Below are 26526 nucleotides of genomic sequence, written 5' to 3'. Positions count from 1 at the left end.
TCTTTGCCGGTCGGCGCTCCCTCGTCGACCGTCGTCGCGCCCGGCCGTGCCGGCGCTTCGCCCGGAAGATTGCCCCGGCCTTTCCCCGCCAGCAAGCGGTTTTTAGAACGATTCCAGTCGCAATATCCATTTGGATATCGCGCCTTGCCCCCGCCACGACCTGTGACGGGCGGGGCACAGGGCGTCGCGGAATCGTCCGGCGATGACGCGAATGTCAGGCTGCGACAAGCTTGCCGTGTTGTTCCGGCAGGATTTTCGGGCATCTTTCCAGCCGACCCGCAGGCGCGGCGGCTGGAACAGTGGCCCCGCCCTCGCGAATCCGGCGTCCGAGGGATGGAACTGACGGCATGGCCGGAGTGAGCGTTTGACAGCGGCAGCCGATCGGGGGCGTTCCCGTCACCCGAAAACCGCGGGCCGCCGGATCGGCGCGCTCGGCCGGGCCGCCCTTCTGGCGGCGGCGCTTGCCGGCGCCGCGCCCTGGCCGGCAGAGGCTCTGGAGATCTTCGGCCTCAAGCTGTTCGAGGACCCGAAGGACCCGAACGTCGGCGTGATCGACCCGATCAACTATACGGTCACGCTGTCGGTGACGCCGGCGGACGAGAATCTTTCCAAGGCGCTGAACCAAGCCTCCTCGCTCGTCACCGACGAGAAGCAGCCGGTCTCCGGCTCGCTCGGCCTCCTGTCGAAGGCCAAGACCGACCGCAAGCGCCTCGTCGCGGCGCTCTACGAGAACGCGCGCTATGACGGGCTCGTCACCATCCTGATCGAGGGGCGCGACATCGCGACGCTGGCCCCGGACGCGAGCTTCGACACCTCGCGCCCCGTGCCGGTGCAGATCATCGTCGAGCCGGGCCAGCCCTTCACCATCGGCAATGTCGATATCCGGGCGAACGGCGTGCCGATCGACCCGAAGGCCTACGATCTGGCGCCCGGCTCCTCGGCCGCCTCGACCCGCATCCTCGACCAGGAGGCCAAGCTCCTGGAGGCGCTGCGCAACGAGGGGCGGCCCTTCGTCGCGATCACGACGCGCGACGTGGTGGCGGATTCCGCGACGCATCGCCTGGACTACCGGCTCGCCGTCTCGCCCGGCGAGACGGTGCCCTTCGGCGACATCTTCGTGGACGGCACCAAGGCCGTCGATCCCGGCTTCGTCGCCTATATGACCGGCATCGAGAAGGGCGCGATCTTCTCGCCCGCCGATCTCAAGAAGGCGCGCGAGCGGCTGGTGAAGCTCGACGTCTTCTCCTCCGTCAGCGTGAAGGAGGGCAAGGCGCAGCAGGAGGACGGCACGCTGCCGGTCGAGGTCGATCTCGCCGAGCGCAAGTTCAACTATTACGGCATCGGCGCCACCTATTCGAACACCGACGGCGCCGGCATTTCCGGCTATATCGGCAATCGCAACCTCTTCGGCCGGGCGGAAAGCCTGCGGCTCGACGCCTCCGTGTCGCGCATCGGCGCGAGCCTCTCGGACAGCGACACGGTGCGCAACACCGAGGATCTCGACTACAAGGCCTCGCTGGTCTTCAAGAAGCCGGGCGTCCTCGGGCCGGACTCGGTCTATGTCGGCTCGCTGGAGGCGGTGAGCGAGCATCCCCTCGCCTATGACCGCAATTCCTTCGCGGTGACGAGCGGCGTGCAATACGCGATCGACGAGCGCCAGACGCTGGAAGCGCGGCTGCGCGGCGAATACGAGACGATCACCGACTATCTGGGCGATGCCGAATATCTCATCGCCTCCGTGCCGATCACCTATACGTTCGACGGGCGCGACAACAAGCTGAACCCGACGAAGGGCCTCCTCGCCAAGCTCACCGCCGAGCCCTCCTACGAGATCCAGGGCGGCGTGCCCTTCATCAAGACCGAGGCGGAGGCCTCGACCTATCTGTCGCTGACCGAGAACAACCGCTTCATCCTCGCCGGCCGGCTCGGCATCGGCTCGATCCTCGGCGGCGACCTTCTCGACATCCCGAACGACCGGCGCTTCTATGCCGGCGGCGGCGGCTCGGTGCGCGGCTACCAGTTCCAGACGATCGGCCCGTTCTTTCCGAACGTCACGGGGCCGACCGGCGATCCCTCCTTCAACGACACGCCGAAGGGCGGCCTGTCGCTGTTCGAGGCCAATCTCGAATTCCGCATCGGCGTGACGGAGAACATCCAGATCGTGCCCTTCGTCGATGCCGGCACGGTCGGCACCGACATCGTGCCCGATTTCTCGAACTTCAAGATCGGCTACGGCATCGGCGCGCGCTATCTCACGAGCTTCGGCCCGATCCGGGTGGATGTCGGCTTCCCCGCCCAGCCGAGCGACCGCGACCAGAGCTTCCAGATCTATGCCGGCATCGGACAGGCTTTCTGACATGATGCGCGCCTTCCGCCCCGTCCTCGCCCTTCTCCTGTTCTGCCTCGCCTTTACCGGCCTCGGCATGGAGCGGGCGGGCGCGCAGGAATTCATCGCGCGGCAGATCGAGAATCTCGTCTCGACCGATTCGCTGAAGGTGAAGATCGACGGCCTGTCCGGCGCGCTGTCGGGCAACCTGCGCATCGCGAGCGTCACGGTCGCCGATCCGAAGGGCACCTTCCTCACCGCCCGCGACCTCGCCATGGACTGGTCGCCGCTGGCGATCGTGCGCTCCAACGTCTCCGTCCAGTCGCTGACGGCCGGGCAGATCGTGCTGGAGCGCCTGCCCGAACTGCCGCCCTCGCCGAAGGATCAGGCGCAATCCGGCGGCGGCCTGCCCAACATCACCGCCGACATCCAGCGCCTCGCCATCACCGAATTCGTGCTCGGCGAGGCGATCGCCGGCACGCGGGCGCGCCTGTCGATGAATGCCAAGCTCGTGCTCGCCGCCGATCCGACGCGGCTGGAGACGAATCTCGACATCGAGCGGCTCGACCAGCCGGGGCGCGTTTCGGCCAATATTCTCTTCGCCCCGGCGGACAATCGGCTGGACGTGAAGGTCGCGGCCAGCGAGCCGGCCGGCGGGCTCGTCGCGACGCTCCTGAAACTGCCCGGCGCGCCGCCGGTGCAGCTGACCATCGACGGCGCCGGGCCGCTCAGCGACTTCATGGCCAATGGCGCGCTCGATGTCGGCGGCGAGAATGCCGCGATGCTGACGGCGCGAGTCGGCGACACGCCCGAGGGCCGGCGCGTCTCGGCCTCCTTGCGCGTCGCCGCCGAGCGCTTCGCGCCGGAGATCGCCCGGCCCTATCTGCGCGGCGGGGCGCAGCTCGACGCCAACGTGCTCGTCCGGCCGGACGGCGTTCTCGGCATCGACGAGGCGCAGCTCGCCAGCCAGGCGGTGCGGCTGCGGGCCACCGGCACGCTCGACCGCGCCGGGCCGCAGACCGTGCTCGACCTCGCCCTCGACGCGCCGGATGGCGGCGCGGTGCCGCTACGCTTCGGCTCGGGCACCGGCCAGACGGTGATCGACGTCGCCCGCCTCCAGGGCAAGCTCGCCGGCGCGCTCGCCGCCGCCAATATCGACCTTTCGGCCAATCTGCCGCAGGCCGGCTACGGGTCTTATGCAGCGCGCGACCTGACGCTGGCACTGACGACACGCGGCTTCGACCTCTCGAATCTCGCCGGCCCCCTGCAGGTCGAAGCCCAGGCCGCCTCGGTGGCGATGCCGGAAGGCGTCGGCGCCCGCTTCACGCAGGGGCGCGTCGCGATCGCGGCGGACGGTGCGCTTGGGTCCAACAGCCTGAGCCTGACGAATGGGCGCATCACCACCGGCGCCGCGACGGCAGGGATCAAGGGCACGGCGGCACTCGACTTCTCGACCTTCGACCTGACGCTCACCAGCGACTTCCAGACGCTGGCGCTGTCCGCGGCCCTCGTGCCGCTCGCCGGCGAGCGCACCGCCCTGTCCGGCCGCGTCCTGCGCGACGCCAACGGCACGCTGGCCGCCCAGGATCTCAGCGTCAAAGGCAGCGGCCTGACGATCGCCGGCTCCGCGCGGCTCGGCGACGGCACGGTCGAGGCGGATGTGAAGGGCACGGTCGACGTGCCGCAATCGGACAAGGCCGCCGTCAGCGGCAAGGCCGATTTCGCGCTTCAGGCCAAGGGCCCGTCCGCCGCGCCGGATGTCGATCTGATGCTCGACAGCCAGGGCCTCAGGGTCAACGGCCGCGAGCTCGCCGATCTGCGCGCCTCGGCGCGCGGCACCTTCACCGGCGCCAATGCCGCCGGCAAGGTCGAAATCTCCGGCACGCTCGACGGCGCGCCGCTTTCCGGCGGCGCCCGTCTCGCCACTCTCCCCTCCGGCGAGCGCCGCATCTCGGATCTCGCCATCCGCCAGGGGCCGAACACCGTCATGGGCGATCTCACCATCACCACCGGCGCCGTGCCAACCGGCCGGCTCGACGTGGCGGTGGAGGATGTCGGGCCGCTCGCCGCCCTCGCGCTCCAGCAGGCGAGCGGCGATCTCAAGGGCCGGATCGACCTGAAGGTCGAGGGCGACGACCGGCCGGTGGCGGCGGTCGATCTCACCTCCACGCGGCTTCTCGCCGCCGGCAACACGCTGACCGGCGCCAGCCTGAAGCTTGCCATCGCCGACTATCTCGGCAAGCCCCTGCCGCGCGGCACGGTCCGCGCCGACGGTCTCCAGGCGGGCGGCATCGCCGTGGAGGGCCTCGTCATCGATCTGTCGGATGCCGGACAGGGCACGCGCTTCGACCTGAAGGCGCGGGCCAATGGCGCGCCGATCGAAGCGGGCGGCGTCGCGGCGATCGCCCCGACCGAGACCTCGGTCGCGCTCGACCGACTGAGTGCCGACATCCGCGACGCGGCGGTGGCGCTGAAGAGCCCCGCGCGCGTGACGATCGCCAATGGCGTGACGACGATCGCGCCGCTCGAGCTTGGCATCGGCGCCGGCTCCTTGCGCGCCGGCGGCACGGCCGGCGCGACGCTGGCCCTGAACCTCGTCCTCGACCGGGTGCCGCTCGCCGTCGCCAATCCCTTCGTCACCGGTCTCGACGCCTCCGGCACTCTGACCGGCGAAGCGGATCTTTCCGGCAGCGCCGCCGCGCCGCAGGGGCGGTTCCGCATCTCGGGCGACGCGATCGAGACCCGCCAGACCCGTGCCGGCCGGCTGCCGGCCGCCCGCCTGGAAGGCGCCGGCAGCTACGAAGGCGGCATCCTGACGCTCGCCACCGCCCGCGCCGAACTCGGCAGCGGCTCGCTCGCCGCCGAGGGCCGCGTCGGTGCCGATCTCCTCGATCTGCGCGCCACGCTCGACAAGCTCCCCGTCGCGCTCGCCAACGGCTTCGTTTCCGGCCTCGACGCGACGGGCACGATCTCCGGCCGGGCGAGCGCCACCGGAACGCCGGCCCGGCCGGAAGCGCGCTTCGACATTGCCGGCACCGGCATCACGGCGCGCGAGGTGGCGGATGCCGGCGTGCCGCCGATCGAGCTCGCGCTCGCCGGCTCCTATGCCGGCTCGACGCTCCGTCTCGACCAAGGCCGGGCGACGATCGGCAATGCCTTCGTCGAGGCGACGGGCACGGCGGGCGAGACGCTGGACCTAGAGGCGCGGTTGCAGGACGTGCCGGTGGCGCTGGCCAACGGCTTCGTCTCCGGGTTGAAGGCCGCCGGCTCGCTGTCCGGCACGGCGCGCGTCACCGGCCCGGCGGCGCAGCCGAATGCCGTCTTCGATCTTTCCGGCTCGGGCATCACGGCCGAGGCGGTGCGCCAATCCGGCATTGCGCCGGGGCAGCTTCGCCTTGCCGGCCGGTTCGCCGAAGGCACGGCCGATCTCGAAACGGCGGTGCTCGATTTCGGCGAGGCGTCCCTGCGGGCCAGCGGCAAGGTCGGGCGCGTCCTCGATCTCGATGTCCAGCTCGGCCGCTTCCCGGTCGGCCTCGCCAATGCCTTCGTGCCGGGGCTCGAGGCGCGGGGCACCCTGTCGGGCGAGGCCATGGCGAAGGGGACGCTCCAGGACCCGAACGCGACCTTCAACCTGACGGGCCGCGACATCACGGCCGAGCGCATCCGCGCCTCCGGCATCGCGCCGCTGACGCTCGACATCGCCGGCCGCGTCGCCAATAAGACGGCCACGATCGAGCGCGGCCGCCTCGCCACCGGCGACGCCTTTCTCGACCTCACCGGCACGGCCGGCGAGGTAGTCGATCTGAAACTCGACATCCAGCGCCTGCCGGTCGGACTCGCCAATGCCTTCGTGCCGAATCTCAACGCCGCCGGCACCCTGTCGGGCACGGCGCGGGCGACGGGCTCCCTGGCCGATCCGCAGGCGAATTTCGAACTGTCCGGCGCGGGCCTGACGACGCGCCAGCTGAAGGCGGCTTCGCTGAAGCCGGCGACGCTCGATGTCGCGGGCCGCTATGCGCAGGGCAGCGCCGAGATCGCCAGCGGTCAGGTCGCGATCGGCGGCGGCACGCTCGGCCTCAGCGGCACGGTCGGCCGCCGGCTCGATCTCGACCTCGCGCTCGACGATCTGCCGGTCGCCCTCGCCAACGGCTTCGTCGAAGGGCTCGGCGCCAGCGGGCGGCTGTCCGGCAGCGCCAAGGCGAGCGGCAGCCTCGCCGCGCCGGAGGCGACCTTCGAGATCGAAGGGCGCTCCATCACCACCGAGAAGGCAAAGGCGGCGAAGCTGCCGCTTCTCAGCCTGGATCTCTCGGGACGCTATGCGGACGGCACGGCCGAGATCGGCACGGCGCGGATCGCGGCCGGCCAAGGCACGATCGAGGCCAAGGGCTCGGTCGGACAACGTCTTTCGATCGACGCGACGCTCGCCCGCGTGCCCGTGGCGCTCGCCAATGCCTTCGTCGCCGATCTCGGGGTGGAAGGCACCCTGTCGGGCACGGCGCGGGCCGAGGGCTCGCTGAGCGCCCCTTCGGCCCGCTTCGACCTTCGCGCCGAGACCGTCTCCACCCGCCAGACGCGGGCGGCCAGGACGCCGGCCCTGAACGCCGTCGCCGCCGGCCGCTTCGAGAACGGCAATGTCGAGATCGAGACCGGCCGCGTCACCGTGGGCGGCGGCGTGGTGGAGCTCACCGGCCGGGCGGGCCGCGAGCTCGATCTCGATGTGGCGATCCGCAACCTGCCGGCCTCGCTGGCGAGCGCGGCGGCCTCCGGCATCGATCCGACCGGCACGATCAACGGCAGCGCGCGAGCGACCGGCCCCGCCGCCGATCCGCAGGCGCGCTTCGATCTGAATGTCGCCGGCCTCACCCTGGCCCAGACGCGGGATGCCGGCATCGGCCCGCTCGCCATCCGGGCGAATGGCGAATTCGCCAACAAGGTGCTGCGGCTGGACACGGTCCTCTCCGGCGGCGGCGGCCTCGACTTCCGCGCGAACGGCACGGTCGGCCTTGCCGGCACGCCGGATTTCGACCTGCGCGCCAATGGCACGGCCCCCCTCGCCCTCGCCAACCGGATTCTCGCGGAAGGCGGGCGTTCGGCGCAAGGGACGGTGCGGGTCGATGTGGCGGTGACGGGCACGGCCGCCGCGCCCAATGTCAACGGCACGATCTCGACCGCCGGGGCGAGCTTCACCGATACCGGCGCCAATGTCTCGGTCCGCAATATCGCGACCACGATCACGTTGTCCGGCCAGACCGCGACGATTTCGAGCTTCCGCGCCAATCTCGCGGCCGGCGGCACGATCACGGCCGGCGGCACGCTCGGCCTTTCGAACGGCTTCCCGGCCGATCTCTCGATCCGCGTCGCGGACGGACGCTATGCCGATGGCGAGCTCGTCGCGGCCCGGCTCGACGCGGCGCTGACGATCACCGGCCAGCTGACCGGCACGCCGCGCCTCGCCGGCTCGATCGACGTCAAGCGCATGGACATCCTCGTGCCCTCGCGCTTCCCGACCTCGCTCGCCCGGATCGACGTCACGCGCCGCAACGCGCCGCCGCGCGTCGCCAAGCAGCAGCGCGAATTGTTCCCGCCGCGGAAGGCCGGCGGCGGTGGCGGCGGCATCGATCTCGACATCGCCTTCAACGCGCCGAGCGAGATCTTCGTGCGCGGGCGCGGCCTCGACGTGCAGATGGGCGGCTCCTTACGCATCCAGGGCTCGGCCGCCGCGCCCTCGATCACCGGCGGCTTCGACCTGACGCGCGGCCGGCTGGTGATCCTCAACAAGCGGCTCGACTTCCAGAGCGGCCGGCTCGGCTTCACAGGCGGCCTGATCCCGCTGCTCGACTTCGTCGCGACCTCCGATTCCGGCGATGTCACGGTGAATGTCACGGTGACGGGACCGGCCAACGATCCGAGCTTCAGCTTCTCCTCCTCGCCCGCCTTGCCGCAGGACGAGGTGCTGGCGCGGCTGATCTTCAATCAGGGCACGACCAATCTCTCGCCGCTCCAGATCGCGCAGCTCGCGGAAGCGGCGGCCCAGCTCGCCGGGGTCGGCGGCTCGACCGGCCTTCTCGAAAACCTCCGCTCGCAGATCGGCGTTGACGATCTCGACCTGCGCACCACGGCGGACGGCCAGACGGCGGTCGGCGTCGGCAAATATCTGAACGACCGGACCTATCTCGGCGTCGACTCGACGGGGCGCGCCTCGATCAACATCGATATCGGCAAGGGACTGAAGGCGAGCGGCGCCGTCACCGCCAAGGGCGGCGGCGAGGTCGGCATCTTCTACGAGCACGAATATTGAGACGGCGCGGCCGGTTTCAGCGGCCGCGCGTATAGACCTCCACCACGCCGGTCGGGCCGACGCGCAGCGCGGTGACCATGCGCAGATCGACGCCGTTGCGGACGAGCGCCTCGGCGAGGCCCGGATTGGCGGCGAGCGTGCGCTCGACCTCGCCGCGATTGGCGTTCCGTCCGACGGCGAGGTTGCGGACCGGCCGGCCCGTCAGCACCTCGTTCGGCCGCTGGATGCTGATCGTGTAGCGCGCCGCCGGATCGCCCCGATCGGCGGCCGGCGCGAGACAGCCACCGAGAGCGAGGAGCGCGGCGAAGGCGGCGAAACGGGAGGAAAAGACGGCGCGGCTCATTTCAGGAAGACGTCCGCCACGCCGGACGGGCGCACGCGGATGGCGGCGACGCGGCTGAGATCGACGCGGTTGCGGGCCAGCGCCTCGCCGAGGCCGGGATTGGCGGCGACGGTGCGCTCCACCGTGCCCGGCAAGGTGTTGCGGTTGACGCTGCGCGTCATTTCGTCGTTGCCGATCGCCACCTCGGCCGGCGTCACCACATTGATCACATAGCGGCTGGAAGGGTCGCCCGGCCCGGCCGAGACGCAGCCGGCGCTCCCGAGCATGGCGGCGAGAAGAAGGGCGGCGATCGGAGTCTTGCGCATGGAACAGCCTCGGCGGCCGGTGGACTGGAGCGAGAAACGCGGCCGGCTCGGCTGTCGAATGAGCGGGAAGGGCCGCCGTTCCCTGCCTTCCGGGTGAAATCTGCCGTCTCGCCCGCCGATCGGGAGGTGCAGGAAAATCGCCTTGTGCCTATCGACCGGGGACGAGGGGGTGATAAGTCTCGGCCGGAAACGAATCCGGTCGGATCGAGGGGGGTCTCATGCCCGAGACAGGTTTGAACGACGGTTTTGCGGCGATGCGCCAGCGCGGGGCGGCGGCGAAGGCGGAAGGCATCCGCGAACGTTTCGCCAAGGAGCCGCAGCGCTTCGAGACGATGCATGTGCGGCTCGGCGACATGCTGCTCGACATTTCCAAATGTGCCCTCGGCCGCGACGATCTCGACGCCCTCGTCGAACTCGCCCGCAAGGCCGGCGTCGAGGAGAAACGCGACGCGATGTTCGCCGGCGCGCCGATCAACGCCACCGAGGGCCGCGCGGTGCTGCATGTCGCGCTGCGCGCCCTGCCGGAGGACGGTTTCGCGACCGGCGGCAAGCCGGTCGGCGCCGAGGTCGAGGACGTCCTCGCCCGCATGAGCGCCTTCGCCTCGGCCATCCGCTCCGGCGAGATCCGGGGCTCGACCGGCAAGGTGATCACCGACGTCGTCAATATCGGCATCGGCGGTTCCGATCTCGGCCCGGTGATGACGGTGCTGGCGCTCGCCCCCTATCACGACGGGCCGCGCGCGCATTTCGTCTCCAATGTCGACGGCGCCCATATCCACGACACGCTGAAGCTGCTCGATCCCGAGACCAGCCTCTTCATCGTCGCCTCGAAGACCTTCACCACCATCGAGACGATGACGAATGCCGCGACGGCGCGGCGCTTCATCGCCGAGCGGCTCGGCGAGGCGGCGGTGAACGCCCATTTCGCCGCCGTCTCCACCGCGCTCGACAAGGTGGCGGCCTTCGGCATCGACGAGGCGCGGGTCTTCGGCTTCTGGGACTGGGTCGGCGGGCGCTATTCGGTCTGGTCGGCGATCGGCCTGCCGGTGATGCTGGCGATCGGGCCGGCGCGCTTCCGCGAGTTCCTGGCCGGCGCGCGCGAGATGGACCGGCATTTCCGCCACGCGCCGCTCGCCGAGAACCTGCCGGTCATCCTCGGCCTCGTCGGCTGGTGGCACCGCGTCGCGCAGGGCTATCCGGCCCGCGCCATCCTGCCCTACGACCAGCGGCTCCTGCGCCTGCCGGCCTATCTCCAGCAGCTCGACATGGAATCGAACGGCAAGCATGTCGGCCTCGACGGCGAGCCGACCCGCACCGTCACCGGCCCCCTCGTCTGGGGCGAGCCCGGCACCAACGGCCAGCACGCCTTCTACCAGCTGCTGCATCAGGGCACGGACGTCATCCCCTGCGAGTTCATGGTCGGCGCCAACAGCCACGAGCCGGCGCTGAAGCACCACCAGGACCTTCTCCTCGCCAATTGCCTGGCGCAGGCCGAGGCGCTGATGCGCGGCCGCACGCTGGAGGAGGCGCGCAAGCAGATCCTCGACAAGGGGGCGGACGCCGCCGAGGCGGAACGGATCGCGCCGCACCGCGAATTCGCCGGTAACCGGCCGTCCATAATGATCCTGTACAAGCTTCTCGATCCGGCGACGTTCGGGCGCCTCGTGGCGCTCTACGAGCATCGGGTCTTCGTCGAGGGCGCGCTGTTCGGCATCAACTCCTACGACCAGTGGGGCGTCGAACTGGGCAAGGAATTGGCGACAAGCCTGCTGTCGGTCGTCACCGGCGAGACGGGCACGCAAGGACATGATGGATCAACGGCTGGCCTCGTGGAGGTCATCCGACACATGAGGACCTGAAGCCATGAGCTCCGCCGTCGAGAAGTCCAGCCGCAGCGAGGCAAGTTTCGAGGGGGTCGACGACGTCGCCATGGCGGCGCCGAAACCGGCCCCGAGGCGCAACGACAGCGCCGCCCTCGCCAAGGAGATCGCCGAGAAGCTGACCTATGCGATCGGCAAGGACCCCGCGACGGCGCGGCGGCACGACTGGCTGGAGGCGACGACCCTCGCGGTGCGCGACCGCATCGTCGATCATTGGCTCGCCTCCAATGCCCGCAACAATGCGAGCGGCGCCAAGCGCGTCTGCTATCTCTCGATGGAATTCCTGATCGGCCGCCTGCTCCGCGACGCGATCAACAATCTCGGCCTGTCGGAGGCCATCCGCGACGCGCTTTCCGCCTATGACGTCGAGATCGACCTCATCGAGCTCCTGGAGCCGGACGCGGCGCTCGGCAATGGCGGTCTCGGCCGCCTCGCCGCCTGCTTCATGGAATCCATGGCCTCCACCGGCGTGCCGGGCTTCGGCTACGGCATCCGCTATGTCCACGGCTTCTTCCGCCAGGAAGTGGTCGACGGCCAGCAGGTCGAGCTGCCGGAAACCTGGCTCGAACACGGCAACCCCTGGGAATTCGAGCGGCGCGAGCGCGCCTTCGAGATCGGCTTCGGCGGCAAGGTCACGATGATCGAGGAAGCCGGCAAGCCGCCGCGCCAGGTCTGGCGCCCGGCCGAGCGCATCCTCGCCGTCGCCTATGACACGCCGATCGTCGGCTGGCGCGGCGCGCGCGTCAACACGCTGCGCCTCTGGAGCGCGCGGGCGCTCGATCCGATCCTGCTCGACGCCTTCAATTCGGGCGACCATATCGGCGCCCTCCTGGAAGCCAACCGGGCGCAGTCGATCACGCAGGTCCTCTATCCCGCCGATTCCCATCTCGCCGGCCAGGAACTGCGCCTGCGCCAGGAATTCTTCTTCTCCTCGGCCTCGCTCCAGGACATCATCCGCCATCATCTGAAGCGGCACGGCGATCTCACCACCCTGCCCGACAAGGTGGCGATCCAGCTGAACGACACCCATCCGGCCGTGTCCGTCGCCGAGATGATGCGCCTCCTGATCGACGTCCACGCCATGGGCTGGGATCAGGCCTGGGACATCACCAAGAAGGTCTTCTCCTACACCAACCACACGCTGCTGCCGGAAGCGCTGGAGACTTGGCCGGTCAATCTCTTCGAGCGTCTCCTGCCGCGCCAGATGCAGATCATCTACGCGATCAACGCGCAGATCATCCGCGAGGCGACGCAGAGCGGGCTCGACGGCGGCAAGATCGCGGCGATCTCGCTGATCGACGAGGGCTCGGGCCGTCGCGTGCGCATGGGCCAGCTCGCCTTCGTCGGCAGCCATGCGATCAACGGCGTCTCGGCGCTGCACACCGAGCTCATGAAGAAGACGGTGTTCCACAACCTGCACGAGCTCTATCCGGAGCGCATCCAGAACAAGACGAACGGCGTGACGCCGCGCCGCTGGATCATGGAGTGCAACCCGGATCTCACCGCCCTCGTCACCGAGGCGATCGGCCCCGGCTTCAAGGACGACATCACCAAGATCAAGGGCCTCGACGCCCTCGCCACGGATGCCGGCTTCCGCGACAAGTTCATGGCGGTGAAGCTGCGGAACAAGCAGCGCCTCGCCAAGACGATCGAGGAACGGCTGGCGATCTCGGTCGATCCCCATGCGATGTTCGACGTGCAGGTGAAGCGCATCCACGAATACAAGCGCCAGTTCCTGAACATCATCGAGGCGGTCGCGCTCTACGACCAGATCCGCTCGCATCCCGAGATCGCCTGGCAGCCGCGCGTCAAGATCTTCGCCGGCAAGGCGGCGCCCTCCTATGCCAATGCCAAGCAGATCATCCACCTCGCCAATGACGTGGCGCGGGTGATCAATGCCGATCCCTCGGTGCAGAACCTCCTGAAGGTGGTCTTCCTGCCGAACTACAATGTCAGCCTCGCCGAGCAGATCATGCCGGCGGCGGACCTGTCGGAGCAGATCTCCACCGCCGGCCTCGAAGCCTCGGGCACCGGCAACATGAAGTTCGCGATGAACGGCGCGCTGACCATCGGCACGCTGGATGGCGCCAATGTCGAGATGCTGGAGCATATCGGCGAGGACAACATCTTCATCTTCGGGCTCACCGCCGAGCAGGTGGCGGCGCGCCGGGCCAACGGCCAGGGCGGACGCGAGATCATCGAGAACTCGCCGATCCTGAAGGGCGCGCTCGACTCGATCAGCCATGGCGTCTTCTCCGAGCCGGGCCGCTACTCCAACCTGATCGACAATCTCTACGGCAACGACTGGTGGATGATCGCGGCCGATTTCGAGGCCTATTGGCAGACCCAGCGCCGGCTCGACACCGTCTGGCAGGACCCGACCGCCTGGGGCACCAAGGCGGTGCACAACACCGCCCGGATGGCCTGGTTCTCCTCCGACCGCTCGATCCGCGAATATGCCAAGGACATCTGGAGCGCGCCGACCGGCGCGTGACCGGCGCGGCCCCGTCGCGCCGCCCTCGGCGGCGATGGCGGGGCCTGCCTCGAAATGCTGCGGAAAGGCCGCTGTGCCGCGCTTCCCGAAACGGCAGAAGCTGCTACAACCATAGGCAAAAGCCGCGTTCCTGCCTTGGCGCGGCGAACAAGAGCCGCGTCGAGTCTCGGGAGGAACAGGATGACGGACCGCAAGCGCCACGCGCCGATCGCGCGTGATACCATGGCCTATGTCCTTGCCGGCGGTCGCGGCAGCCGCCTGATGGAGATGACCGACACGCGCGCCAAGCCGGCGGTCTATTTCGGCGGCAAGACCCGCATCATCGACTTCGCGCTGTCCAATGCCTTAAATTCGGGCATCCGCCGCATCGGCGTCGCGACGCAGTACAAGGCCCATTCGCTGATCCGCCATCTCCAGCGCGGCTGGAACTTCCTGCGGCCCGAGCGCAACGAAAGCTTCGACGTCCTGCCCGCCTCGCAGCGCGTGTCGGAAGACCAGTGGTATGCCGGCACGGCCGACGCGGTCTACCAGAACGCCGACATCATCGAGGACTACGCCCCCAAATACATGATCATCCTGGCAGGCGATCACATCTACAAGATGGACTACGAGATCATGCTCCAGAATCACGTCGATTCGGGAGCGGACGTGACGGTCGGCTGTCTCGAAGTGCCGCGCATGGAGGCAACCGGCTTCGGCGTGATGCATGTCGACGAGACCGGCCTCATCACCGATTTCATCGAGAAGCCGAAGGACCCGCCGCCGATGCCGGGCCGCCCGGACTACGCGCTGGCCTCGATGGGCATCTACGTCTTCGAGACCAAGTTCCTGATGGACCAGCTGCGGCGCGACGCGGCCGACCCGAATTCCAGCCGCGACTTCGGCAAGGACATCATTCCCCATATCGTCAAGCACGGGCGGGCGCAGGCCCATTCCTTCAACCGCTCCTGCGTCCGCTCGGCCCAGGAGACCGACGCCTATTGGCGCGACGTCGGCACGGTGGACGCCTATTGGCAGGCCAATATCGACCTCACCGACGTGGTGCCGCCGCTCGACATCTACGACCGCGACTGGCCGATCTGGACCTATTCGGAGATCACCCCGCCGGCGAAGTTCGTCCATGACGACGACGGCCGGCGCGGCATGGCGATCTCCTCGCTGGTCTCGGGCGACTGCATCATCTCGGGCGGGGCGCTGCGCCGCTCGCTGCTCTTCACCGGCGTCAGGATGCATTCCTATTCGCAGCTGAACCATGCCGTAGTTCTGCCGCATACGCATATCGGGCGCGGCGCGCGGTTGTCCGGCGTCGTCGTCGACCGCGGCGTGCAGATCCCGGACGGGCTGGTGATCGGCGAGGACCCGGACCTCGACGCGCAGCGCTTCCGCCGCACCAGCAACGGCATCTGCCTCGTCACCCAGCCGATGATCGACCGGTTGAGCTATCGATGAACCCCACCGTCCTCGCGGTCGCCTCCGAGATCTATCCCCTCGTCAAGACGGGCGGCCTCGCGGACGTCGCGGGTGCCCTGCCGCTCGCCCTCACCGAACTCGGGCTCGAGGTGAAGAGCCTGATGCCGGCCTATCGGCCGGTGCTGGCGAAGCTCGGCGACGCGCCCGTCGCGGAGGTGCTGGCGATCCCCGATCTCTTCGGCGGACCGGCGCGGCTCCTCGCGACGCGGCAGGCCGGGCTCGACCTCCTTCTTCTCGACGCGCCGCATCTCTTCGACCGGCCGGGCGGCCCCTACATCACGGAGACCGGCCAGGACCACCCGGACAACTGGGCGCGCTTCGCCGCGCTCGGGAAGGCGGCGGCGCTCGTCGCCGGCGGCGCCGTCGAGGGCTTCCAGCCGAACATCCTCCACGCGCATGACTGGCAGGCGGGCCTCGCCCCCGTCTATCTCGCCTTTTCCGGCGCGCGGCGGGTCAAGAGCCTCCTCACCATCCACAATCTCGCCTTCCAGGGCGCCTTCGGGGCGGAGATCTTTCCCAAGCTCGGCCTGCCGCGCACCGCCTGGTCGCTGGAGGGCGTCGAATATTACGGCAGCGTCGGTTTCCTGAAGGGCGGCCTCCATGCCGCCGACGTCGTCACGACGGTGAGCCCCACCTATGCCGAGGAGATCCTGACCAAGGAAGGCGGCATGGGCCTCGACGGGCTCCTGCACGGGCGCGGCGACCGGCTGGTCGGCATCGTCAACGGCATCGACACCGAGGCCTGGAACCCGGCGACGGACCCGGACCTGCCGGCCCGCTTCACCATCGACGCGCTGAACCAGCGCGGCCTCAACAAGCGGGCGCTGGAAGCCGAGTTCGGCCTCGCCTCGGATGACGGGCCGATCTTCTGCGTCGTCAGCCGCCTCACCTGGCAGAAGGGCATGGACGTCCTCGCCGAAGCGGTGGACGACATCGTGGCGAGCGGCGTGCGCCTCGCCATCTTCGGCTCAGGCGACCGCATGATCGAGGGCGCCTTTCTCGCCGCCCATGGCCGCCATCCGCAGCGGGTCGGCGTCAAGATCGGCTATGACGAGGCGCTGGCGCACCGCATCCAGGGCGGGGCGGACGCGATCCTCATCCCCTCGCGCTTCGAGCCCTGCGGCCTCACCCAGCTCTGCGGGCTGCGCTATGGCTGCGTGCCGGTGGTCAGCCGCGTCGGCGGCCTCGCCGACACGGTGATCAACGCCAATTACGCCGCCGTCATCTCCAATGTCGCGACGGGCGCGATCTTCGCGCCGGTCACGGCGAAGTCGCTGCACGACGCCGTCGTCCGCGTCGCCGAGCTCTATCGCCAGCCGGCGCTCTGGCAGGCGATGCAGAAGCGTGGCATGGCTACCGATGTGAGCTGGACGGCGAGCGCCTCGCGCTATGCCGATCTCTACCGGGATCTCCTCAAAGAAGAAGCCTCATGATCGAGACCGTCGCGACCACCCCTTACGACGATCAGAAGCCCGGCACGTCCGGTCTGCGCAAGAAGGTGCCGCATTTCCAGCAGCCCCACTATGCGCAGAACTTCATCCAGTCGCTGTTCGACGTGGTGGAACGGCCGGCGGACGCGGCGCTCGTCATCGGCGGCGACGGCCGCTTCTTCAACCGCGAGGTGATCGAGCTCGCGATCCGCATGGCGGCGGCGAACGGCTATGGCCGCGTGATCGTCGGCCAGGACGGCATCCTCTCCACCCCGGCCGCCTCGAACCTCATCCGCAAGCGGCAGGCCTCGGGCGGCATCGTGCTGTCGGCCAGCCACAATCCCGGCGGACCGGACGGCGATTTCGGCATCAAGTACAACATCTCGAACGGCGGCCCGGCGCCGGAGAAGATCACCGAGGCGACCTATCGGCGCACGAAGGAGATCACCGAGTACAAGATCGTCTGCGAGCCGGCGCCGGACCTTTCCAAGATCGGCGAGACGCGGCTCGGCGACATGGTGGTGGAGATCGTCGATCCCGTCGCCGACTATGCCGAGCTGATGCAGGCGCTGTTCGACTTCCCGGCGATCAAGGCGATGCTGGCCGGCGGCTTCCGCATGCGCTTCGACGCGATGCATGCCGTGACCGGCCCCTATGCCAAGGCGATCTTCGAGGGCCTGCTCGGCGCCCCCGCCGGCACGGTCGTCAACGGCACGCCGCTCCCCGATTTCGGCGGCGGCCATCCCGATCCGAACGCCGTCTATGCCAAGGACCTCATCGACCATCTGATGGCGCCGGACGGGCCGGATTTCGGCGCGGCCTCGGACGGCGACGGCGACCGCAACCTGATCGTCGGGCGCGGCATCGTCGTCAGCCCCTCCGATTCGCTCGCAGTCCTCGCGGCGAACGCCCATCTGGCGCCGGGCTATGCCAAGGGTATCGCCGGCATCGCGCGCTCCATGCCGACCAGCCAGGCGGCCGATCGCGTGGCGCAGAAGCGCGGCCTCGGCATCTACGAGACGCCGACCGGCTGGAAGTTCTTCGGCAATCTCCTGGACGCCGGCAAGGTGACGATCTGCGGCGAGGAAAGCGCCGGCACCGGCTCCGACCACGTGCGCGAGAAGGACGGCGTCTGGGCCGTGCTGCTCTGGCTGAACATCCTCGCCGCCACCGGCAAGAGCGTGAAGGACATCCTCGCCGAGCACTGGCGCGAATTCGGGCGCAACTACTACCAGCGCCACGACTACGAGGAGGTCGAGTCCAAGGGTGCCAACAGCCTGATGGATTCCCTGCGCGACCGTCTCGCCTCGATGAGCGGCCAGCGCTTCGGCACGCTCGTCGTCTCGGAAGCCGACGACTTCTCCTACAAGGACCCGGTGGACGGCTCGATCTCGACCGGCCAAGGCGTGCGCATCGTCTTCTCCGGCGGCTCGCGCATCGTCTTCCGCCTGTCCGGCACCGGCACGAAGGGCGCGACGCTGCGCGTCTATATCGAGCGCTTCGAGGGCCATGCGGATCTTCACGACCTTCCCCCGGCGGAGGCGCTGAAGGAGCTGATCGAGACGGCGGAAGCCGTCGGCGAGATCCGCAAATGGACCGGCCGCGAGGCGCCGGACGTCATCACCTGACGCCGGACGGGAGCGGCCCGCCATGGCGACGCTTCTGACGGCCGAGCGCGGCCTGCCCGCCGAGCTCGGCGCGACGGTGACGGAGGACGGCGTGCATTTCGCCGTCTATTCCGAGAATGCCGACGAGGTGCAGCTCTGCCTCTTCGACGAGTTCGGCACGCGCGAGACCGAGCGGCTGCGCTTGCCGGGCCGCGACGGCAATGTGCGCTTCGGCTTCGCGCCCGGCATGGCGGCGGGCGCGCGCTACGGCTTCCGGGCGCGCGGACCCTTTGATCCGGCGCGCGGGCATCGCTTCGACGCCTCGAAGCTCCTGGTCGATCCTTACGCGCGGCGTCTCGACCGCGCCTTCGTCTGGCGGCCGGAACTCGCCGCGCCGCCGTCGCGCGGCCTCGATAGCGGCCCCTTCGTGCCGCGCGCCCTGGCGCTCCCGCCGGAAACCGGCGCCCGCCCCCTCCCCTTCGCCCCGCCCGGCTTCACCTACGAGCTCCTGGTGCGCGGCTTCTCGCAGAGCCGGCCGGATCTTCCGGTGCGGCTGCGCGGCACGGTCGCCGCTCTCTGCGAGGCGCCGCTTCTCGACCATCTGACGCGGCTCGGCGTCGAGACGGTGGAGCTGATGCCGCTCGCCGCCTCGCTCGACGAGCGCCATCTCGCCGCGCTCGGCCTCACCAATGCCTGGGGCTACAATCCCATCGCCCTGATGGCGCCCGACCCGCGCCTCGCGCCGGGCGGCTTTCCCGAGATCCGCGCCGCCGTCGAGGCGCTGCACCATCGCGGCATCCGCGTCCTTCTCGACGTGGTGCTGAACCATTCCGGCGAAAGCGACGAGTTCGGCCCGACCATCGCCTTTCGCGGCCTCGACAACGCGCTCTACTATCGCCATGCGCGCGAGGATGCCGGCCGGCTCGTCAACGACACCGGCACCGGCAATACCTTCGCCGCCGACCGGGCGCCGGTGGTCCGCCTGTTCCGCGACACGCTGCGGCGCTGGGTGGAGGAGACCGGACTCGACGGTTTCCGCTACGATCTCGGCACGGTGCTCGGCCGCGAGGACACCGGCTTCAGCCGCAAGGCGCCCTTCTTCGCCATGGTGGCAGAGGATGCGGTGCTGAAGGACCGCATCCATGTGGCCGAGCCTTGGGATATCGGGCCGGGCGGCTATCAGGTCGGCAATTTCCCGCCGCCCTTCCTCGAATGGCAGGACCGCTTCCGCGACGACGTGCGCCGCTTCTGGCGCGGCGACGCCGGCATGGTCGGCGCGCTGGCGACGCGGCTCGCCGGCTCGGCCGATCTCTTCGCCACCGACGGGCGCCGCCCCTCGGCCGGCGTCAACTTCCTCGCCGCCCATGACGGCTTCACCCTCGCCGATCTCGTCGCCTATGCCGGCAAGCACAACGAGGCGAATGGCGAGAACAATCGCGACGGCCATAACGACAACCATTCCTGGAACAACGGCGCGGAGGGCGAGACCGGCGACCCGGCGATCCTGGAAGCGCGCGCTCGCGACGTCCGGGCGCTGCTCGCGACGCTCTTCGTCGCGCGCGGCAATCCGATGCTCACCGCCGGCGACGAACTCGGCCGCACGCAGCGCGGCAACAACAATGCCTATGCCCAGGACAACGAGATCACCTGGATCGACTGGCCGCGCGCTGACCGGGAGCTCGTCGCCTTCGTCGGCCGGCTCGCCGGGCTGCGCCGCACCCATCCGGCGCTGGCGCGCGACGCCTTCCTGACGGGCGAGCCCGTGACGGCGGGGGCCGCGCGCGACGCCGTCTGGCGGCGCGAGGACGGCGAGGAGATGGAGGTGCGGGACTGGCAGGAGGACGGGCGCCGCGTCCTCGCGCTCGATCTCACGGCGCCGGACGGCGATGGCCGCCTCGCCCGCGCGCTCGTCTATCTCAATGCGGGCCGTGAGGAGGTGCTGGCGCGGCTGCCCGAGACGAAGACCGGCTTCGTCCTCGAACTGCGCTCCGACCGCCCGGATGCCGAGCCGGTGCCCCTCGCCTCCGACCACCCACTCGTGGTGCCGGCGCGCGCGGTGCTGATCGTCGTGGAAACATGAACAAGCGTGATCAAGGCCGGCTTGCCTGAATCCAAGACCTCGGGCTATCGATGGATGATGATCCGTCCGAGAAATCGGTCGGCGCCTGTCATCCGAAAGAATGACCGTCGCCGGCTCCGATGCGCGTCTTTGAACGCGGCGAATGCCTGTGGATCGATCTGGCGGCGACTGGCGACATTCGGAGCCTGATGACGTCGGCGTGGTTGCTGTTCCACCCAATCCGTTTGGCCGAACGGCATCAGGAGTTTCTCATCCGACGCTGGGAGAAGAGTCATGGCCCGGTTTGAAGTGACGGACGAGGACTATGAGCGTGCGGTTCGGCGCGGCGAGGAGGAGCGTGCCTCCATGCCGCTGCCGCAGGCCGCGCGCTACGACGCGGCGTCGGGGCGGATCGTCATAGACTTCGCCAATGGATCGAGCTTCATGGTGCCGGCCCGTTCGCTGCAGGGCCTGGAAGACGCGAGCGATGCCGAACTCGCCGAGGTCGAGATCCAGGGCGAGACGGGTCTCCATTGGGAAACGCTCGACGCGGATTTCACCATCAAGGGCCTGATGGCGGGGATCTTCGGCACCGCCCGCTTCATGGAGGCGGCGCGGCGCGGCGGGCAGTCGCGCCCGCCCGCCAAGGTCGCGGCCTCGCGCGAGAACGGGCGCAAGGGCGGCCGGCCGCGCAAGGCGGGGTGACGCCATGCCCATTCGTCAGCTTCCCGACGATGTCATCGACCAGATCGCCGCCGGCGAGGTGGTGGAGCGGCCGGCGAGCGTCGTCAAGGAACTGGTCGAGAATGCGCTGGATGCCGGGGCGCGGCGCATCGCCATCGCGACCGCCGGCGGCGGCAAGACGCTGATCCGCATCAGCGACGACGGTTGCGGCATTCCGCCGGACGAGTTGCTGCTCGCCGTCCGCCGCCATTGCACCTCGAAGCTCGGCGGCGACATCTCCCTGGTGGAGACGCTCGGCTTTCGCGGCGAGGCCCTGCCCTCGATCGGCTCGGTGGCGCGCCTCACGCTGCGCTCCAGGGCGGAGGGCGCGGCGGAGGCGGCGGAGGTCTTCGTCGGCAACGGCCGTTGCGAGGGGCCGCGCCCGGCGCCCCTGTCGCGCGGCACGGTGGTCGAGGTGCGCGATCTCTTCCATTCGGTGCCGGCGCGGCTGAAATTCCTGAAGGGCGAGCGCGCCGAGGCGAGCGCCATCACCGAGGTCGTGCGCCGCATCGCCCTCGCCTTTCCGCCGGTGCGCTTCGAACTGTCCGGCAGCGACCGCAGCGAGACCGTGTTCGAGCCGGGCGACCTGCCGGCGCGCCTCGCCGCCGTGCTCGGCTCCGAATTCATGGCGAATGCGCTGGAGGTCGATGCCGAGCGGGAGGGCGTCGTCCTGCGCGGCTATGCCGGCATTCCGACCTATGCGCGCGGCAATGCGCTGCACCAATATGTCTTCGTCAACGGCCGGCCGGTGCGCGACAAGATGCTGCTCTCGGCGCTGCGCGGCGCCTATGCCGACGTGATGGCGCGCGACCGCCACCCCGTCGCCGCGCTGTTCCTGACGATCGATCCGGTGGAGGTGGACGTCAATGTCCATCCGGCCAAGGCCGATGTCCGCTTCCGCGATCCGGGCCTCGTGCGCGGTCTCGTGATCGGCGCGATCCGGCAGGCGCTCGGCGAATCCGGCCTGCGCGGCTCGACGCGCGGCGCGGCCGACATGCTGGGCGCCTTCCGCCAGGCCGCCGCCACGGCGCCACTCCAGCCGGCGCTCCGCCATTCGACGCTGCACGGGGCGCGCTCGCCCGCCTATCACCGCAGCGAGACGCCGCGAACGCCCTTCGAGGCGGCGCGCTCGCCCTTCCGCCCGCTGGAGCCGGAGGCGCAAGCCGCCGCCCCGGCCTATGGTTTCGCCGAAGAGGGTCCCGCGACCTGGGACGGCTTCGCCCCCGCCGCGCGCCAAGCCGCTTCCGCCCCCGAACCGGACGGGCCGGAGGCGGAAGCCTTTCCGCTCGGCGCGGCGCGGACCCAGGTGCACAAGGCCTTCATCATCGCCGAGACGCGCGACGGCATCGTCATCGTCGATCAGCACGCGGCCCATGAGCGGCTCGTCTACGAGCGCATGAAGACGGCGATCCACGGGGCGCCGCTCGCCGCACAGCTTCTCCTCATCCCGGACGTGATCGACCTGCCGGAGGAGGATGTCGACCGCCTCGCGGAGGCGGCGCCGAGCTTCGACCGGCTCGGCCTGAAGCTGGAGCGCTTCGGACGGGGCGCGGTCGCCGTGCGCGCGACGCCGGCGATTCTCGGCGACGTCGATACGCGCGCCATGCTGCGAGACCTCGCCGACGAATTGGCCGACGGCCAAAGCGGCGAAGGGCTCGGCCAGCGCGTCGATGCCATCGCCTCGCGCATGGCCTGCCACGGTTCGGTGCGCGCCGGGCGGCCGATGCGCGGCGAGGAGATGGATGCGCTGCTGCGCCAGATGGAGGCGACGCCCGGCGCCGGCCAGTGCAATCACGGGCGGCCGACCTTCGTCGAGATGAAGCTCGCCGATATCGAGCGCCTGTTCGGCCGTCGCTGACGGCCGGATAATCGCGCCCCGAAAGGCTGGCTTCGACGGCAAGCGCTTCCGCTTCGCGGGGCGATGCTCTATCTGAGAGCCATGAACCGAATGGACATGAGCGGCGAGGCGCGGCTTCGCTATATCGACGGCGATTTCGAAGTGCTGAAGCCGGGCGCCTTCGTGCGCTGCGCGGTGACGGGCGAGGCGATCCCCCTCGACATGCTGCGCTACTGGAGCGTCGCGCGGCAGGAGCCCTATGCGAGCGCGGCGGTCTCGCTCCAGCGCGAACTCGAGGCCAATCCCAGGCTCGCCGCCGTCGCCGGCCGCTGAAGGCCGCTGATCAGCGAAGGCGCCGGCGCTTGAAGGCGGCCAGCGTCTCGCGTACGAAACGTCGCCCGAGCCCCGCCGGCTCGAAGGCGAGAGCGACGCCGAGCACCTCGATCTCGGCCCGAAAGGCGCGCCCCTCGGCGCCGCGTGCCTCCAGGCGCACCGCATCCTTTTCGGTGGTGACGAGCCGCGCCCCGGCGCGGGCCGCTTCTTCGCGCAGATCCGCCATGTCCTCCAGCGTGAAGGGATGGTGGTCGGGAAAGTCGCGCCGCCCGGCGAGATCGAGGCCGAGTTCCCGGATCGTCCGATAGAACTTGCCGGGATCGGCGATGCCGGCAAAGGCGAAGAGCCGCCGGCCGCGCAGGTGCTCGACGGTCTCGGCCCGCAGCACCGCTTCATGAACCGGCTTGCCGCCCTTGGCGGTGCGGCGGATGGCGCCGTCGCCGGCCGACCCCTTGCCGATGACCAGGAGCGCGTCGGCATGGCGGATCTGGGGGCCGAGCGGCGCGCGGAGCGGACCCGCCGGCAGGACGCGGGCATTGCCGAGGCCGCGCCCGGCATCGATCACGATCAGCGCGAAATCGACGGCGAGCCGCGCGCTCTGAAAGCCGTCGTCCATGATCAGGAAATCGACCCCTTGCGCGGCGAGCAGCGCGGCGGCGCGCTTGCGGTCGACCGCGACGGCGGTCGGCGCGTGGCGCGCGAGCAGCATCGGCTCGTCGCCGACGAGGCCGGCATGATGGTGGTGGAGATCGACCAGCACCGCCTCGCGCGCCGTCCCGCCATGGCCGCGCGACACGAAGCCCGGCACCAGCCCTTCCGCGCGCGCCGCGCCGGCCAGGGCGATCGCCGTCGGCGTCTTGCCGCCGCCGCCGATGGTGAAATTGCCGACGCAGAGCACCGGCAGTCCGGTCTCGGCCCGCTCGCCGCGATCGAGGCGCCGCGCCGCGACCGTGCCATAGAGCGCGGCGGCGGGGCCGAGAAGCTTCGCCTGCCAGCCGGCCTCCCGCCACCAGAAACCGGGCGTCTCTCCCGCCATCATCCTCCGCCGCCGGCCCGCATCCGGCTGTCGTCGAGGCTGATCGAGAGCTTCAGCGGGCGCAGGAACGGCTCCAGCGCCTGAAGCGTGCGGTCGAGCGCGCCCTGCATCTCGGCCACCGTGTCGCCGGCCGCCGCCATCATCGCGCGGCGCCGGTCCGGGCGGTCGAGGAGTTCGGCGACGGCGTCGCGCAGGTTCTCGCCATCCTTGACGAGCCGCGCCCCGCCGCGCCGCAGGAGCTGCGAATAGATGTCGCGGAAGTTCTGCACATAGCGGCCGGAGAGGATCGCCGTGCCGAGCATCGCGCCTTCCAGCGGATTCTGCCCGCCATGGGCGGCGAGCGAGCGGCCGATGAAGGCGATCTCGGTGAGACGCAGATAAAGGCCCATCTCGCCCATCGTATCGCCGAGATAGATGTCGGTCGTCCTGTCCGGCATCTCGCCCCGGCTGCGCCTCGCGACGCTGAGGCCGCGCTGCGCGAATTCGGCGGCGAGCGCGTCGGCGCGCTCGACATGGCGCGGCACGACGATGGTGAGGAGTTCGGGCCGGGCGAGACGCAGCGCGCGGTGGACATCCGCCGCCGTCGCCTCCTCGCCCGGATGGGTCGAGACGGCGGCCCAGACGGGCCGGTCGCCGATCGCCCCGGACAGGATGCGCAGCACCTGCGGGTCGAAGGGGGGCGGGCCGGCCTCCGCCTTCAGATTGCCGGCCACCGTCACCGCCCGCGCGCCGAGGACGTGGAAGCGCTCGCCATCGACATCCGACTGGGCGACGACCTGGGCGAGGTTTTCGAGAAGCGATTCGGCGACCGAGGGCGCCGCCTTCCAGCGGCGGAAGGAGCGGTCCGACAGGCGGGCATTGACGAGGACCTGCGGAATGCGCCGCTTCGTCAGCTCCAGCATGGTCATCGGCCAGATCTCGCTTTCGGCGACGAGCGCCAGATCGGGGCGCCAGTGGTCGAGGAAGCGCGCGACCGAGGGCTTGAAGTCGAGCGGGACATATTGATGGATGACGCTGTCGCCGAGACGCTCGCGCACGATGCCGGCGGAGGTGACGGTGCCGGTCGTCATCACGACCCCGATCCGCTCGGCCACGATCTCGCGCACCAGCGGGATGACCGCATTGCTTTCGCCGACGCTCGCCGCATGGACCCAGACGACCGGCCCGTCCGGCCGCTCGACGCCGGCGAAGCCGTAGCGCTCGCGCCGGCGCGCCAGCTCCTCCTTGCCGCGCGTCGCCCGCCAAGTGACATAGGGGCCGAGCATCGGATAGGCGACGGCGCCGAAGAGGCGATAGGCGGTCAGCGCGGTGCGCGCCCAGCGCCCGCTCACGCCGCCATCTCCGCCGAGACGAGTTCGAGCGCCCGGCGATTGGCGCCCTCGATCGCCGCCGTCACCTCGCGGCGCTTCTCCTCCAGAAGCGCCGCATCGGCATCGGCGGGCACGAAGATCGGATCGCCGACGACGACGGCCATGCGGCCGAAGGGCAGCGGGATCGTCGTCTTGTCCCAGGACCGGCGCACCACATGGCGGCGGCTCGTCGTGGCGGCGCAGGGCATGATCGGCCGGCCGCTGATCTTGGCGAGCGTCACGATGCCGAGACCGGCCTGACGCGGCGTCGCCTTGGAGACGTCGGCGATCATGAAGACGCTCGCCCCTTCGGCCATGCGGCGGCGCAGGGCGATCAGCGCCCGCGCGCCGCCCTTTTCCAGGGTCTTGCCGGGGACCCGCCCGCCGGAGCCGCGCACCGTTTCCACTCCCAGACGCTCCACCACGCGCGCATTCACCTCGGCATCGGCATTCTTCGACAGAAGCGCGACGAAGCGCATGTCTTTCGGCCGAAAGAAGGGCGCGAGAAGATGCTGCCCGTGCCAGCAGCCGACGATCACGGGACCGTGCCGCCGCAGGGCCGCGTCGCTCTCAGTCCGCGGCGCCAGCCGGCTCTGCGTCGCGACGATGACGGTCAGCGCCTGTTCCACCAGGAAGGCGAGAAGCCGCATCGCCCGGTCGTGGCGAATCAGGCGGCGCAGCCGCAGCCGTAGGCGCTTGGTCAGGCTGCGCCTCTGCCGTGGCTTCGGTGCCTCCCGCTCGGCGTCCTCGTCGCTCATGAAATCCCGCGGTGCCGCTCCCGGCCGGCCGTCGGCCGTCAACCGCGTTCCGGGTCGAGCAGGCGGTGGATATGGACGATGAAATAGCGCATGGCGGCATTGTCCACGGTCTGCTGCGCCTTGCCGCGCCAAGCGGTGAGCGCGGTCGCGTAGTCGGGATAGATGCCGACGATGTCGACCGCCTTCAGATCGGCGAACTCGACCTTGTCGAGATTGGCGAGCTCGCCGCCGAAGACCAGATGCAGGAGCTGCTTGGGTTCCTGTTCCGCAACCATGTC

Annotated in this window: 17 protein-coding genes; 11 read left to right on the top strand and 6 right to left on the bottom strand. The window is 70.0% G+C overall.

The window, feature by feature from the left end:
* The first annotated feature begins 364 nt into the window (after positions 1-364).
* Complete coding sequence (locus tag IEY14_RS09145) at positions 365-2356, top strand: autotransporter assembly complex protein TamA (protein WP_244639399.1); 1992 nt, start codon at positions 365-367, stop codon at positions 2354-2356.
* A gap of 1 nt (position 2357) precedes the next feature.
* A complete protein-coding gene (locus IEY14_RS09140) occupies positions 2358-8624 on the top strand; it encodes a translocation/assembly module TamB domain-containing protein (RefSeq protein WP_188907896.1) in 6267 nt (2088 codons plus the stop codon).
* A gap of 16 nt (positions 8625-8640) precedes the next feature.
* Here IEY14_RS09140 and IEY14_RS09135 read toward each other — a convergent pair whose 3' ends face one another.
* Together IEY14_RS09135 and IEY14_RS09130 are read right to left on the bottom strand one after the other, a co-directional pair.
* Complete coding sequence (locus IEY14_RS09135; RefSeq protein ID WP_188907895.1) at positions 8641-8967, bottom strand: hypothetical protein; 327 nt, start codon at positions 8965-8967, stop codon at positions 8641-8643.
* Positions 8964-9272 carry a hypothetical protein gene (locus IEY14_RS09130; protein WP_188907894.1) on the bottom strand — a complete coding sequence of 103 codons (309 nt, stop codon included), beginning with the start codon at positions 9270-9272 and terminating at the stop codon, positions 8964-8966. Before IEY14_RS09130 ends, IEY14_RS09135 begins: the two co-directional genes overlap by 4 nt.
* A gap of 218 nt (positions 9273-9490) precedes the next feature.
* On the opposite strand from IEY14_RS09130, the gene pgi reads away from it, so the two are divergent.
* From pgi to IEY14_RS09085, 9 genes are all read left to right on the top strand, one after another.
* Positions 9491-11131, top strand: a complete 1641-nt coding sequence (gene pgi, locus IEY14_RS09125; protein ID WP_188907893.1) for a glucose-6-phosphate isomerase — start codon at positions 9491-9493, stop codon at positions 11129-11131.
* A gap of 70 nt (positions 11132-11201) precedes the next feature.
* The gene (locus IEY14_RS09120) at positions 11202-13646 is read left to right on the top strand and encodes a glycogen/starch/alpha-glucan phosphorylase (protein WP_188908128.1); all 2445 of its coding nucleotides are present in this window, start codon (positions 11202-11204) and stop codon (positions 13644-13646) included.
* Positions 13647-13826: 180 nt separating this feature from the next.
* The gene (glgC, locus tag IEY14_RS09115) at positions 13827-15095 is read left to right on the top strand and encodes a glucose-1-phosphate adenylyltransferase (protein ID WP_188907892.1); all 1269 of its coding nucleotides are present in this window, start codon (positions 13827-13829) and stop codon (positions 15093-15095) included.
* Entirely contained in the window at positions 15092-16549 is a 1458-nt protein-coding gene (gene glgA / locus IEY14_RS09110; protein ID WP_188907891.1) for a glycogen synthase GlgA, read from the top strand. The genes glgC and glgA overlap by 4 nt, the downstream gene beginning before the upstream one ends.
* Positions 16546-18174 (top strand): alpha-D-glucose phosphate-specific phosphoglucomutase, encoded by a 1629-nt coding sequence (locus IEY14_RS09105; RefSeq protein ID WP_188907890.1) that lies wholly within the window; start codon positions 16546-16548, stop codon positions 18172-18174. Before glgA ends, IEY14_RS09105 begins: the two co-directional genes overlap by 4 nt.
* A gap of 22 nt (positions 18175-18196) precedes the next feature.
* Positions 18197-20233, top strand: coding sequence for a glycogen debranching protein GlgX (gene glgX / locus IEY14_RS09100; RefSeq protein ID WP_188907889.1), 2037 nt, complete (start codon positions 18197-18199; stop codon positions 20231-20233).
* 273 nt (positions 20234-20506) lie between these two features.
* Positions 20507-20917 carry a DUF2442 domain-containing protein gene (locus IEY14_RS09095; RefSeq protein WP_188907888.1) on the top strand — a complete coding sequence of 137 codons (411 nt, stop codon included), beginning with the start codon at positions 20507-20509 and terminating at the stop codon, positions 20915-20917.
* 4 nt (positions 20918-20921) lie between these two features.
* Positions 20922-22793, top strand: coding sequence for a DNA mismatch repair endonuclease MutL (gene mutL, locus IEY14_RS09090; protein ID WP_188907887.1), 1872 nt, complete (start codon positions 20922-20924; stop codon positions 22791-22793).
* A gap of 81 nt (positions 22794-22874) precedes the next feature.
* Positions 22875-23105, top strand: a complete 231-nt coding sequence (locus IEY14_RS09085) for a DUF2093 domain-containing protein (RefSeq protein WP_188907886.1) — start codon at positions 22875-22877, stop codon at positions 23103-23105.
* Positions 23106-23115: 10 nt separating this feature from the next.
* Here the strand turns inward: IEY14_RS09085 and lpxK are convergent, their stop codons facing one another.
* The 4 genes from lpxK to IEY14_RS09065 are packed head-to-tail and all read right to left on the bottom strand — an operon-like array spanning position 23116 to position 26523.
* Entirely contained in the window at positions 23116-24141 is a 1026-nt protein-coding gene (lpxK, locus tag IEY14_RS09080; protein ID WP_244639398.1) for a tetraacyldisaccharide 4'-kinase, read from the bottom strand.
* On the bottom strand, positions 24141-25472 hold the full coding sequence (gene waaA, locus IEY14_RS09075) for a lipid IV(A) 3-deoxy-D-manno-octulosonic acid transferase (RefSeq protein ID WP_188907884.1): 1332 nt from the start codon (positions 25470-25472) through the stop codon (positions 24141-24143). The genes lpxK and waaA overlap by 1 nt, the downstream gene beginning before the upstream one ends.
* A complete protein-coding gene (locus tag IEY14_RS09070) occupies positions 25469-26248 on the bottom strand; it encodes a lysophospholipid acyltransferase family protein (protein ID WP_188907883.1) in 780 nt (259 codons plus the stop codon). The genes waaA and IEY14_RS09070 overlap by 4 nt, the downstream gene beginning before the upstream one ends.
* A 38-nt stretch (positions 26249-26286) precedes the next feature.
* Positions 26287-26523 (bottom strand): DUF4170 domain-containing protein, encoded by a 237-nt coding sequence (locus tag IEY14_RS09065; protein ID WP_188907882.1) that lies wholly within the window; start codon positions 26521-26523, stop codon positions 26287-26289.
* Positions 26524-26526: the final 3 nt, after the last annotated feature.

The organism is Aureimonas endophytica, assembly GCF_014642635.1.
Classification (GTDB): Bacteria; Pseudomonadota; Alphaproteobacteria; order Rhizobiales; family Rhizobiaceae; genus Plantimonas; species Plantimonas endophytica.
This window is presented reverse-complemented; position numbering and strand designations above follow the sequence as displayed.

Coding starts and splice junctions, on each gene's coding strand:
- IEY14_RS09140 (WP_188907896.1), top strand. CDS start 2,358: ATGATGCGCGCCTTCCGCCCCGTCCTCGCCCTTCTCCTGTTCTGCCTC.
- IEY14_RS09135 (WP_188907895.1), bottom strand. CDS start 8,967: ATGAGCCGCGCCGTCTTTTCCTCCCGTTTCGCCGCCTTCGCCGCGCTC.
- IEY14_RS09130 (WP_188907894.1), bottom strand. CDS start 9,272: ATGCGCAAGACTCCGATCGCCGCCCTTCTTCTCGCCGCCATGCTCGGG.
- pgi (WP_188907893.1), top strand. CDS start 9,491: ATGCCCGAGACAGGTTTGAACGACGGTTTTGCGGCGATGCGCCAGCGC.
- IEY14_RS09120 (WP_188908128.1), top strand. CDS start 11,202: ATGGCGGCGCCGAAACCGGCCCCGAGGCGCAACGACAGCGCCGCCCTC.
- glgC (WP_188907892.1), top strand. CDS start 13,827: ATGACGGACCGCAAGCGCCACGCGCCGATCGCGCGTGATACCATGGCC.
- glgA (WP_188907891.1), top strand. CDS start 15,092: ATGAACCCCACCGTCCTCGCGGTCGCCTCCGAGATCTATCCCCTCGTC.
- IEY14_RS09105 (WP_188907890.1), top strand. CDS start 16,546: ATGATCGAGACCGTCGCGACCACCCCTTACGACGATCAGAAGCCCGGC.
- glgX (WP_188907889.1), top strand. CDS start 18,197: ATGGCGACGCTTCTGACGGCCGAGCGCGGCCTGCCCGCCGAGCTCGGC.
- IEY14_RS09095 (WP_188907888.1), top strand. CDS start 20,507: ATGGCCCGGTTTGAAGTGACGGACGAGGACTATGAGCGTGCGGTTCGG.
- mutL (WP_188907887.1), top strand. CDS start 20,922: ATGCCCATTCGTCAGCTTCCCGACGATGTCATCGACCAGATCGCCGCC.
- IEY14_RS09085 (WP_188907886.1), top strand. CDS start 22,875: ATGAACCGAATGGACATGAGCGGCGAGGCGCGGCTTCGCTATATCGAC.
- lpxK (WP_244639398.1), bottom strand. CDS start 24,141: ATGGCGGGAGAGACGCCCGGTTTCTGGTGGCGGGAGGCCGGCTGGCAG.
- IEY14_RS09070 (WP_188907883.1), bottom strand. CDS start 26,248: ATGAGCGACGAGGACGCCGAGCGGGAGGCACCGAAGCCACGGCAGAGG.
- IEY14_RS09065 (WP_188907882.1), bottom strand. CDS start 26,523: ATGGTTGCGGAACAGGAACCCAAGCAGCTCCTGCATCTGGTCTTCGGC.